Annotated in this window: 14 protein-coding genes; 7 read left to right on the forward strand and 7 right to left on the reverse strand. The window is 68.6% G+C overall.

The annotated features are described in order from the left end of the window. Positions 1–67 precede the first annotated feature (67 nt). Both AMK25_RS31270 and AMK25_RS31275 read right to left on the reverse strand, forming a co-directional pair. Complete coding sequence (locus tag AMK25_RS31270; protein ID WP_158070693.1) at positions 68–523, reverse strand: hypothetical protein; 456 nt, start codon at positions 521–523, stop codon at positions 68–70. 82 nt (positions 524–605) lie between these two features. Continuing rightward, positions 606–2429 carry an IS481 family transposase gene (locus AMK25_RS31275; protein ID WP_241826576.1) on the reverse strand — a complete coding sequence of 608 codons (1824 nt, stop codon included), beginning with the start codon at positions 2427–2429 and terminating at the stop codon, positions 606–608. Positions 2430–3241: 812 nt separating this feature from the next. Here AMK25_RS31275 and AMK25_RS33305 point away from each other — a divergent pair. Further along, positions 3242–3484 carry a type II toxin-antitoxin system TacA family antitoxin gene (locus tag AMK25_RS33305; protein WP_443189938.1) on the forward strand — a complete coding sequence of 81 codons (243 nt, stop codon included), beginning with the start codon at positions 3242–3244 and terminating at the stop codon, positions 3482–3484. Then, positions 3481–4206 carry a GNAT family N-acetyltransferase gene (locus AMK25_RS31720; protein WP_198937728.1) on the forward strand — a complete coding sequence of 242 codons (726 nt, stop codon included), beginning with the start codon at positions 3481–3483 and terminating at the stop codon, positions 4204–4206. The genes AMK25_RS33305 and AMK25_RS31720 overlap by 4 nt, the downstream gene beginning before the upstream one ends. A gap of 672 nt (positions 4207–4878) precedes the next feature. On the opposite strand, the gene AMK25_RS31290 is transcribed toward AMK25_RS31720, so the two are convergent. Further along, positions 4879–5085: a hypothetical protein gene (locus AMK25_RS31290; RefSeq protein WP_073831958.1), complete on the reverse strand. Its 207-nt coding sequence runs from the start codon at positions 5083–5085 to the stop codon at positions 4879–4881. A gap of 122 nt (positions 5086–5207) precedes the next feature. On the opposite strand from AMK25_RS31290, the gene AMK25_RS31295 reads away from it, so the two are divergent. After that, a complete protein-coding gene (locus AMK25_RS31295) occupies positions 5208–5426 on the forward strand; it encodes a hypothetical protein (RefSeq protein WP_073831959.1) in 219 nt (72 codons plus the stop codon). Between the two features lie 28 nt (positions 5427–5454). Here AMK25_RS31295 and AMK25_RS31300 read toward each other — a convergent pair whose 3' ends face one another. Then, positions 5455–5913 carry a hypothetical protein gene (locus tag AMK25_RS31300; protein WP_073831960.1) on the reverse strand — a complete coding sequence of 153 codons (459 nt, stop codon included), beginning with the start codon at positions 5911–5913 and terminating at the stop codon, positions 5455–5457. 74 nt (positions 5914–5987) lie between these two features. On the opposite strand from AMK25_RS31300, the gene AMK25_RS31305 reads away from it, so the two are divergent. Next, a complete protein-coding gene (locus AMK25_RS31305; RefSeq protein WP_083664889.1) occupies positions 5988–6815 on the forward strand; it encodes a GNAT family N-acetyltransferase in 828 nt (275 codons plus the stop codon). On the opposite strand, the gene AMK25_RS31310 is transcribed toward AMK25_RS31305, so the two are convergent. Both AMK25_RS31310 and AMK25_RS31315 read right to left on the reverse strand, forming a co-directional pair. Continuing rightward, on the reverse strand, positions 6735–7292 hold the full coding sequence (locus tag AMK25_RS31310; RefSeq protein WP_073831962.1) for an RDD family protein: 558 nt from the start codon (positions 7290–7292) through the stop codon (positions 6735–6737). The genes AMK25_RS31305 and AMK25_RS31310 overlap by 81 nt on opposite strands. A 129-nt stretch (positions 7293–7421) precedes the next feature. Then, positions 7422–8069: an XRE family transcriptional regulator gene (locus AMK25_RS31315; protein WP_443189937.1), complete on the reverse strand. Its 648-nt coding sequence runs from the start codon at positions 8067–8069 to the stop codon at positions 7422–7424. A 133-nt stretch (positions 8070–8202) separates the two neighbouring features. On the opposite strand from AMK25_RS31315, the gene AMK25_RS31320 reads away from it, so the two are divergent. From AMK25_RS31320 to AMK25_RS33140, 3 genes are all read left to right on the forward strand, one after another. Then, positions 8203–9399: a helix-turn-helix domain-containing protein gene (locus AMK25_RS31320; RefSeq protein WP_073831964.1), complete on the forward strand. Its 1197-nt coding sequence runs from the start codon at positions 8203–8205 to the stop codon at positions 9397–9399. 468 nt (positions 9400–9867) lie between these two features. Continuing rightward, positions 9868–10047, forward strand: coding sequence for a hypothetical protein (locus tag AMK25_RS31330; protein ID WP_018787085.1), 180 nt, complete (start codon positions 9868–9870; stop codon positions 10045–10047). Beyond that, positions 10044–10283 (forward strand): hypothetical protein, encoded by a 240-nt coding sequence (locus AMK25_RS33140; RefSeq protein WP_073831966.1) that lies wholly within the window; start codon positions 10044–10046, stop codon positions 10281–10283. The genes AMK25_RS31330 and AMK25_RS33140 overlap by 4 nt, the downstream gene beginning before the upstream one ends. Positions 10284–10287: 4 nt before the next feature. On the opposite strand, the gene AMK25_RS31340 is transcribed toward AMK25_RS33140, so the two are convergent. Then, entirely contained in the window at positions 10288–10797 is a 510-nt protein-coding gene (locus AMK25_RS31340; protein WP_073831967.1) for a hypothetical protein, read from the reverse strand. Positions 10798–10916 lie beyond the last annotated feature (119 nt).

Raw genomic sequence — 10916 nt, forward strand, 5'->3', positions numbered from 1 at the left:
GTTTTCAGGCGGAGCCGACACGGGCTAGACGATCTTCGGTTGAGGGTAGCGCTTGTGTATGCCCTGGCTAGTCGGGGTTGGCAAGAACTTCGATGTGGATCGGCTCTTGACTGTTGAGGTAGAGGACGTAGCCCGCTTCTTGGTCCTCGATCGCGTCGACAGGAACCACCTCAAGCGCGTAGTCCGGCCGGGGTAGGAATCCGAAATCGGCGGGAGGGTCGAACCTCTCGATGGAGGTAACCCGCACCTCCGTCGGTGGGATGCCGACGAAGCAAGGGTCACCGGCTTGGAGTTCGGAGGCGTCGGGCTCCAGTCGCCACGGTGTGTTGAGCCAGCCGTGCGCGTCAGGGTCACGAGGAAAGCCCACGGTGCCATCCCATGAGTTGGTTGACTCGGGGTCCGCCTCCCGCCATGGCCAGTCGATGAGCAGGCGCTGGGGCGTGGTCCTGACGACCCGCGTGTCGAACGCCTCGGCTGAGATCAGGAGCAGGTCGCCGACGGTGTAGCCGAGGGCCTTCGTCAACCTGGTGCTATCCATGGTCTGATCTGCCAGTTTCCTTGCTCCAGCTCATGAGCGACAAAGCTAGGAATGGCACCGCCGGGCGTCAAGCTTCGTCCCGGTGCTGCGGGGTGCGGGCCGCGCGTGAGGGTTCGGGTTTGCGGACCTTGAACCGGGCGATCGGCTTGACAGTGGTGCGGGTGACCTCGGCGACGAGTTGGTCGCCGTTGTGGACGCGGAAGGTGGTGTCGGAGGCTTCGACGGTGAGGGTGGTTCCGGCGTGGTGGATGCCGACGTGGATGCGTTGGCCGGCGATGACGAGGGTTCCTCGGCAGCTGACGCGGCGTTCGACCCGGATCGGTTCGGGTGCCGGGGTGGGTGGGGGTCCGGCGGGGCGGGCGTCGCGGATGCGGGCGATCTCGGCGGCGCTGAGAGGGTTGGGCAGGCTGCGCAGGAGGACGCCGGCGGCGGTGATCTGCATGAGGCCGCGGTCGAGTCGGACGGTGACGCGTTGTCCGGCGAAGTGGTAGCCGACGGGGTGTTGCCGGCCGGCGAGGCTGATTAGGCCGGTGGCGTTGACGAGCCGTTCGACCTCGATCGGGGCGCCGGCCTGGACGGGGCCTGTGGTGATCGGTGGTGGTCCGGCGGGTTGGCCGTTGTCGGCGAGGAGTTGCCGCAGGTGATCGGGGGTGAGCCGGGACGGGACGGTCTTGAGCCGGACACCGTCGATGAGCAGATGGACCACGGTGGTGTCGGCCCAGAGGGTGACCGGGAGCCCGACCCGGGTGGGGCTGAGCCAGAACTGCTGCCCGCAGACGGTGAGGTTGCCCGAGGCGGGAACGATCCGGGTGACCTCCACGGCCAAGCCGACATCGTCGCCGGATGTTACTGGTGCGGAGGCGACGGTGGCCGACCCGGCGGATGACGCAGGCGCCAACGGTGCCGCAGGCAGCGGCTTTCGGGGTGCGGGGATCGTGGTGGTCAGCGTCCGTGGAAGCAGCAGCGGCAATTGCTCGTCGGCTCGTGGGACGGTGAACCGGCCGGCGGGGAATGCCATGTTCAGGGACTGGTGCGGCCGTCGGGTGTTGTATTCGTCCCGGAACGCGTTGATTGCGGCCTGGGCCTCTTCCGGGCTGGCCCAGACCTCGACGTCGTCGAGTAGTTCGCGTTGCAGGGTCTGGTGGAACCGTTCGACCTTGCCAGTGGTGGTCGGGGTGCGGGGTTTGGTGTTGCGGGCCACGATGCCGTTCTCGCGGCAGACGCGTTCGAACATCACCTCAGCCGGGCGGGGCTGATTGAACCGGCCGGTGAACTGCTTGCCGTTGTCCGTCAACACCTCCTCCGGCGCCCCGAACCGCTGCAAAGCCTCGGTGAAGGCCAGACATACGGCCCGGCCGGTGGCCCGGCGGACGACCTGGGCGATGACGCAGAACCGGGAGTGGTCATCGAAGCCGGTGACGACCTTCGCTTCACCACCGTCAGCAAGACGGATACCGCCGACGATGTCCAGCTGCCACAGCTCCATCGGACGGCCCCGTTCCCACCGCTTGTAGTCCTCCCGACGCCGACGGCGAGGCGTCGGGTTGACCAGCCCGTGCCGGATCAACACCCGATGCACCGTGACCCGAGACGGGACCGGACCCGGGCAGTCCCGGCGCCCCAGCTCGAAGACCAGACGACGGGCACCCCAGCGAGGATGATTCCGGCGCAGCTCACAGATCAACGCCTCCACCTCCGGTGGCGTCCGCCCAGGAGAGGAACGCGGCCGGCTGGACCGATCGGCCAGGCCCTCCAAGCCCTCATCGGCATACCAGGCCAACCAGCGATGCACCGCCTGGCGGGAGACTCCGAACCGTTCGGCGACGTCCGTGACCGTCGACCCGGCAAGCACGTCCTGGACGGCTCGATACCGCTGTTCCATCACGCTCATCTCCACCAACACTCAGCGGAGTGTCACGCAGGTCCTGATACCGATGTGTCACGCAGGTCCCGAGACCAGACAGCCGGCTGCCGGCAATGTGGTTCAAACTTTCTGTACGTCTTCAAGGCGGCCCTGAACGGGCCGCACGCGCCGCCGCCTGGGCGCGCGGCCTGCCCTCCGCTGTCGCTCCGCTCCGGCCGCGCAAGACGCCCGGCGGCTGGCGCGGGGAGCGGGAAGCCCGGAGGGCCGCTGCAGCACGACAGGATCGTTGACCGGTGAGGTGGTGGGCCGGCAGCCGGCCGGGCCGCGCGGCCACAAGCCCGCGCGGCGTAGGGAAGCGCACGCCGGCCGCGTCGGCGAGCTGGCGGCGGTCGCGGGGTTGCGGTCACTGCGCCTCCGGCGGGGGCGCTCTGGCTCCAGGATGGCGGGGGCTCCGTCGGCGGATTACGGTCCGTGGGTGGTTGCGCAGGGCCATCCCGCCAGCCGACGACCCGGGCGAGCCGAGCAGACCGCCGCCCGGCCCACCAGCGTCCGTACGCGCGCGTCAAGGTCCGCTTGACGTGGCGGGCCGGGCGGCGGCCCGCTCCCCAGGAGGGCGGGTCGACGGCAGACGGGATGGCAGGGCTGCCTGCTGAGCGTGGAGCGCAGTTAACCGACACGCCGGGAGTTTTGGTTACGTTGGTCACACGCCTGAGGTTGGGTCAGCGTGCCTGCGTGGGAGGGAGTGTGTGGAGTCTGTCAAAGGCTGGCGACAGCCGTACAAGTGCCGTACGGTGAAGTCGGAGGTGCAAGCGATGGCTACTAAGACTCAGCGCATCGAGATGCGGACCGATACGGACAGTGAGGCCCGAATCACCCAAGCTGCTCGCCTCTCCAACCAAACGGTATCAGCTTTCGTTTTGGAGGCGGCGAACGCTGCGGCTGACCGTGTAATTGCGCGTGTGCATCACGTTGTTATGGAAAACGACCAGTTTGATGACCTGCTTTCTTCCCTGGACCGAGCGGACGACGCGCCAGCACTGAAGCGTGTCGCTGAGCGTGGGCGGCGGTTCGTCCGTCGATGAGTGAATGGGTCTCGCAACGACTAGACGGCGATCATGACCTTGCGTCCTTCGACTGTGAAAATGAAGTCCTCAACGACTGGTTAAAGACCAAAGCGCGTCGCGCTCAAGAGGCGGATACTGCGCGGACGTATGTCTGGGTAGAGCACGATTCGAAGGTTGTCATGGCCTACTACTCGATAGCGCCGACCCAGATACTGCGGCAAGAGTTGACGGGCGGGCAGGCGGGAGGGTTTTCCGTCGTGCCCGCCTACTTGCTGGCGCGGCTAGCTCTGGACCGCTCACTCAAGGGGCAAGGGCTTGGGAGTGAGCTTCTAGTAGATGCTTTGCAGGTTATTGTGATGGCCTCCGCCGAAGCGTCGGGCCGGTTGATCGTCGTTGACGCGATTGATGAAGAGGCTGCGAGCTTTTATCGCCATCATGACTTCACTCCTGTTAAGGGCGACGAGCGGCGATTGGTTATGAAAGTGGCAACCGCACGTAAGGCGCTGGGCATGATGGCGATGCGCGTTACCCCCGATCATGAAACGCGTCTCATCTCAATCGTCTTCGAGATGCCCGATGGCAAGTCGGTTCCGGCGGTCCTGTCCGTTGCCGAAACCCGGACTATTGCGGACCGGATCGAAGCCGCAGCTCAAGAGGCGCTTGAACAAGGCCGGGAAGCCACCATCAACATCAGGGAAGTCTTGCGGGACGTTCTCGGTCGTGACCCCTTCAGCTCGTGACAGGGTGCTAGGCCGACATGATGGAGCGGAAGCTGCGCGGCCCGCACTGGCGTTCCTCATCGCCACCAGCGTGGGGCACACAGTGGGCACAAGACATCGTCAAACGTCGTCAACCAGCAAGCAGCTATGGCAGACGTAGGCGTCGTATGAGCAGTGGTCGAGGTGCGTTCCCGTTGGTTGACAGGCAGCGGCCCTGAGTTCCGCTTCAACGTCTGACACTTGGGCTGGGTGACCAACTGAGTGACGACGGGCACGAGCGAAGCTGGACGTCGGTGGACCTCTGCGGACTGCTCGGACAGCTCACGCCTGCTGCTGGTGCAGCTCACAGCCGGCTAGTGGTTCCTTCGGAATGAAGCAGTCACGAGAGCTTTGTGAGGGGCAGCAGGGCTGACGGCCCAGATCGCACCCCGGGTCCCGCCCATTACCGTGCGGACGACCCTGCTGCCTGGCGGCCACTCTGCCACGCCTGGTGTCTCCTGTTGCTGTCGACAGCAACGGTGACAGCAACGAGCCGGGACGGTGACCGACGCCGCCGGCCAAGCGCGAACCGTTGCCCGAGGTCGCGTACGTGGATGGACGTTGCCGGACGGAGCGCCCAGAACTTACAAGCGAGGGGTCGCAGGTTCGAAACCTGCCGCGCCCACCATCAAATAAGCTGACCTGCCGGTGATGTCAGGCGCTCCAGCCACCTACGCCACCGCTGCCGGTGTTGCCGCCGTCCGTCCGGTTCCGATGGTCGTCGAGCCTGCGGCGGGCCTCCGCGGATGCCTGGAGGTCACGCACCTGGCCGCCGTCGACTGGTGTCTGCCGGGTACGGCGCCACAGTGCGACCGCGGCCACGGCCGCCGCGATGATGATCAGGACGATGAGCCAGCGCACTTGGACCTCCCTGGGTGAGATGCCTGCCCTCAGTGTGCGCAGTCGGTCAAGGCTGGTCCCAGGGCGCCGCGACGTGAACGAGCTGCCGCAGATCAGGCCCCGGAGCCGTACCCTCCGGGGCTGTGGAACTGGACGACGCATCGCGGGGCAGGGCGCTGGCCCTCGTTCAGGAACTGCGCGACCCGGCCACTCCTGACGAGGAGACGGGGGCGAAGCTCGATGAGCTGACGCGGATCCTGCGCTGCCCGCACGTCATCACCCTGATGTTCTTCCATCAGCCCGAGTTGACCGATGAGGAGGTGGTGGCGGAAGCCCTCGCGTACGAGCCGTTTGCCCTCTGAGCACTGCGCCACGACAGCGACGGTGCGGTCAGGCAGGATGATCGTGCAGGAACGACCGTGCCGCTTCCTTCATGGCTGCCACCGCCTCCTCCGTCTGATCCGGCGCTGCGCCGCAATCGGCGTACAGGTGGAGGAAGCGGTAGCCCACCTCGCGCAGCTTTTCCGAGGGAAAGTAGGACGACTGCCAGTAGATCTCGTGCGCCAGGTCCTCGGGATCGCCCTCTCCGGCGACGATGCTCGCCGCTGCCACACGCATGAGGTGCAGCCGGGCGCGGCTCTCGTCCGGGACCGGCGAGCCTAGTTCCTCCATCGCCTGCCGGAACAGGTCGACGGCTTCCCGGGACTGGCCCTTCGACAGACCGGCTAGCTCCCGCAGGCTCGGCGAGTCGACACCACGGGCCAGAGCGTGCGCGGCCGCCATCGCCAGGTCGTCGCCGACCGGCTCGTCCATCGCCAACCGGACGGCAAGGTCGCGTAGCTGCTCCATCCCCGAGAGGCTAGGCGGTGCGCGGGGCGTGCAGCCGGACAGCGGTCGAGGCGGCAGCCGGGGACAATGCGTCGATGGCTCGATCGGATGTGTCGCACCGCGTACAGGATCTCTGGGCCGGCCTCGCCGGTGTCGCCGCCAGCTTCCCGGCGGACGGCGTGCGGGTGGTCGTCTCCGCCGGGTCACGGCTGTGCCCGCCGGCCTGGGCCGGCATCGTGGTGGTGGGGGGATCAGGGATCGCCACCGCGCCGGACGCTGCCGCCGCCCGTTTCTTACGCGAATCGCTCACCGGACGGCCACTCCGGTCGGCCGTCGAGGACGGGCGGTGGGACGGGGAGCGCGGCGTGGTGGACGTGCTCGGTCCCGCCTCGCTGGCGTACCTCGACGAGCGTGAGTTCCGGCCGGAGACGGCGACCGCTGAGGTGGCCCGGTTGTCGCCGGGGCACCCGGACCTCGATCGGCTGGTAGCGGACGTCTCCGCGGATGACCTCGCGGAGAGCGGGATCGGTGAGATCACCTCTCCGGTGTTCGTCGTCCGGGACGGCGTACGAGTGGTGGCGGCGGCGGGGTACGACAACTGGCCACACGCGGTCGCTCATCTCTGTGTGCTGACCAGCCCACGCTTCCGGGGCCGCGGACTGGCCCGTGCGGTGGCGTCCGCCGCGGTGGCGGAGGCGCTTGCGAACCGACTGATGCCGCAGTGGCGCGCACGCCCCGAGCTTTCACGACGGCTCGCTCGTAGGCTCGGCTTCCGTGAGCTCGGAGCCCAGGTGAGCATCAAGCTGGCGGCGTCCGCCCGCGGGAGGCGGCCGCGCGACGGGTCAGCGGATGCCCGCGTCGTGGAGCCGCCGGGTGGCGTCCGGGTCGATGGTGGTCCGCACGAGCGAACCGGGCGCGTCTGAGGATCCGGTACTGAACGCGGTCACCACCAGCACGACGACCAGCACCGGCATCAACAGCGTCCGGACCAGCATGGCCCAGCACGCCTTGAGGCCGATCCGGCCACCGTCCCGGGCTCGTACGAGTTGGGTGCCGGTGAGCAGCGCGCCGAGCGCCCGGCCGTTGCCGTAGCAGAGGCCGTAGAGCAGCGGCACCACCACGAGCAACGAGAGGCTCGCCCCGGCGGCGAAGTTGTCGGACAGGGTGACCGCGCGGTCCACCAGGGCCAGGGCGACGACGCCCGCCCCGACACCGAACAGGAACACCGTGAAGTCGACGAGCCAGGCCATGATCTGTGCCCCGGTGCCGGCCCGGACGTACAGGCCGCCGTTGCCGAACGTCGCGATCCGCTTTGCCTTCCGGGGGCCGAGTACGTGCTCCGCCTGCGCCTGGGCGGCTTCCAGTCGGGTCAGTGGCCGGCCCGTGGCGCGGACTGTCACAGCGTTCTCCTGTTGTATCGCGGGCACGACGTGCGGCTTCGCTGGATACGGGCACCGTGCCGTGTTCCGGTGCAGAGTAGTCGACGCGAGCACCGATCCCGTCCGGCGTCGAGGCGATGGCAGGACTCTCTACGTCGCCGGGGTGTTGTACCAGTCCAGCGTCGCCTTCGAGGTCGACGCGTCGCGGAAGACAAGCTCCCACGGGCCGGTGTTCACGTCCATGTCCTTGCCGAATCCGACCCACTTACCGGCCATCCGTCGCCCCGTCGGCTCGGCCAGAAGCTGGATCGCCCCGTGATAGCGGGCACCCCGGTAGTAGCCGGCCGGATCGGTCTGCTCCACCCAGGTGCCGGTGACAACGGCACCGTCCACGGTCAGGTCCAGCGACAGAGACGAGGACGCCGACCCGGGCAGGCTGCGCGCGGTCAGCCTGTCGCCGTGCTGCAGCAGGACGACGAAGTGCTGTCCGGCGAAGGACTCCTCCCGTCCGCTGGAGTAGTACTGGTAGCGGCTGAGCCACACGCCCTCGTACGACCTGTGCGCGGTGCTGGGCTCGGCAGCCGGCGTCGGCGTGGCCAGGTTCGACACGGGTGAGGTCAGGTCGTGGCCGCCCTGTTGGTCGTCGGCCACGTGCCCACCGGGCACCGCGGCGAAGCCGAGCAGTGAGATGGGCAGGCCGGTGACGACCTCCAGCGCGCGTGCGAAGTCGTCCTGGCTCATGCGCATCCCGTTATGGAGGGCGCCCAGGGCCGTGTCGGGAGCGGCCATGAGCGACACGATAGCGCTGTGTCGCAGTGGTGTCACCGTTGGTGCGTGGCCCGTAGGTCATCGACGGGCGACGTTTCGGGGTACGGTCGACAGAATGGCGGCCGGGTGAGTTCGCCGGGCCTCTTGAGCTTGGAGCTGGGCTATGGCTTCCTCCGTCGATCCGCGCTTCGGGGCAGCTCTGCGCGAGTTTCGGGAGCGGCGTGGTCTGTCGCTTCGGTCCCTCGGGCAGCTCGCCCATCGAAGCAAGAGCCATCTGCACGAGCTGGAAGCAGGGCTCAAGGCTCCGACTGTCGACACGGCGCGCCACTTGGACCGGATTCTCGACGCCGGAGGTGTGCTTGCTCGTCTGGTCGATGCGCCGATCGACCATGCGGCCGAGGCGGGCGAGTTGCGGGCGAGGGTTGCCGCCAGTGATGTCAGCGGTGAGGTGCTCGAACGGATCGAGCAGGGCGTCGACGACCTCGCCAGCTCCTATCCGATTATGGCGCCGGCGGATCTGTTGCCGCTGGTGCGGCGACATCTGGCCTATGTGGTGCGGCTGCTGGACGGACGGGTCACGCTTGCTCAGCAGCGTCGGCTGTTGGTTGCGGGCGGTTGGTTGGCGGTGCTGCGGGCCACCGTTCACATCGACCTGCGGCAGCGCGGTGCGGCGGCTGCCCATCTGCGTGCTGCTCGTGAGCTTGCCGAACACGCCGAGCATGCGGAGATCCAGGCGTGGTGTCTGGAGACCCGGGCCTGGGACGTGTTGACGCAAGGTGACTACCGGACGGCACTCGATCTGTCTCATCAAGCACAGCGGGTCGCGCCGAAAGGCAGCTCGGCCAGGATTCAGGCGACTGCCCAGGAAGCTCGCGCGTGGGCGCGGATCGGTGATGTGGCCGCCACCCGGCGAGCGCTGGAGCGGGTGGAGCGTTTGACGGCGAATCTGCCCGTTCCGGAACGGGCCGAGCATCACTACCGCTACGACCCCGCGAAGGCCGCCGCCTATATGGCCACGACGTTGGCGTGGGCCGGTGACCCGGCTGCCGAGCAGGTGGCGCGGGCGGTACTGACCGATCTGGACCCGCACGGTGATGGGGGAGCGCGTCCTCGCCGTTCCGCGTCGGCGCGTCTCGACCTCGGACTTGCCCTGGTCGCCGCCGACCAGCCGGATGAGGCGGTTGCGCTCGGGGCGCAGGCGGTGGCGTCCGGGCGGGTGGTGCCGTCGAACTGGTGGCGAGCCGCGGAACTGCTCGCGAAGGTGGAGCAGTCGGGCGTGCCGGAGGCCGCGATGTTGCGTGACCTGTGCGTCGAGTACGCCCCCGCCCGCCGATCGACAGCGGACAGCACACCTGGTTAGCGGACAGTCACCTCCTGGATCGTGGACGCGCTCGGCGTGACGCTGGATCTCCACCGGGCGCGGATAGGCACATCAGCAGGTGTCCTCCGTGCCCTCACCACGGAGGGCCGGACAGATGACGGTGACCATTGGGCTCCTGCGACGGCTCGTCGGTCGGTACCTTCCGCCGTCGACGGTGTCCGGCTTCGGCGAGCGCATCCAGGCGATGGAGCAGGAGATCGCCAGACGCCGTTTGCTGGACCAGGCGCGAGGCGGGCAACGGTCCCCGGACGGCGACGCCTCGCGGGAGCGCCGCGTCTCGTACGACGCTTACCTGTCCGCCGCCGCGTTGACGTTCGCCCGGCGGCATCGGCCGGTGTGGTGCTGGCGGCGGTGGAGACGGGTCTGCCGGTGCGGCGCCGATCTGCCCTGTCATTCGCGGCACCGGCTTCCGATCAATCGTGGTCACTGGCCGCAGGGGAGTGACGAGTGATCGGCGGGCCGGAGGAGACGATCCTCGCGGTTCACGTGCGGGGACTCGACGGCATGTGTGCCGGGTGCCGGGCGTGGTGGGCGCGGCTCACGCCGTACCCGTGCTGGCAGGTGGAATGGGCGACCAGCCGGCAGGCGCGGGCGGTCACCGCGCGGTTCCTGGAGGGTGCGCGGTGACCACCCACGGCCCGGTCATGCCGATCTGGAGCTGCGGCGGCTGCGACCTGCCGTGGCCGTGCCCCACCCGCAGGCGGGAACTGCGGGCGGAGTACGCCGGTGCGCCGGTGTCACTGGCTCTGTATCTCGGCGCCTACCTCGTGCAAGCCTCCGAGGACATGCCCTGGGCGCCTGCCGGCGCACTGCACCGCCGCTTCGTGGGGTGGACCCGGGAGGCCGGTCCGCGGGGGCGGTGACTGCTCAGACTCGTCGCTCCCGCAGCCGCCGCCGGAACCGCATCCACTCGGCCGGTACGACGAGGCAGCCCGCCACCGCGGGTGGCACGGTCACCAGGAAGTCCGGCCACCGCCAGATCGGCGCGTCCGCTTCCCGCAGGTGGGTGGGGTGCCGGGGGTCGTACCGGACCGCTATCACGTCGCCCGCGGCCGGCCGGTGCACCGGGTTCTCCAGGATCGCCGTCGTGCCCACCGGCCCCGACAGGTAGGCGACGTTCAGGGACTTGCCGCGCCCTTCGTAGTTGGCGCGCACCACCTGCGCGTCGCCGATCCGGCCCCTGGTCTCCAACGTGCGGTTCTCCCACACCTGCCACCCGACGAAGGTCAGGAACAGCCCGGTGAACAGGGACGTGACGATCAGCCAGAGACCGGCTGTCAGCGCGGTCGCCCCCTCGCCCCGTAGCAGGCCGAGGACGACCTCCTCGTAGCGCGAGGGACGGTCGACGGGGTCGGCGCCCGCTCCGTCGACAGCCATCCCGCCGCTCCTTCGCCGACTGCCCCGGACATCCACGGTAGCCAGCGCGCCCAGCCCGGTGGGGAATAGGTGACGAGAAGTCGATATGACTGAGAGGCATAAATATGGGTCTTGTGACG

It is taken from the genome of Micromonospora sp. TSRI0369 (genome assembly GCF_001905625.1).
GTDB classification, from domain to species: domain Bacteria; phylum Actinomycetota; class Actinomycetes; order Mycobacteriales; family Micromonosporaceae; genus Micromonospora; species Micromonospora echinospora_A.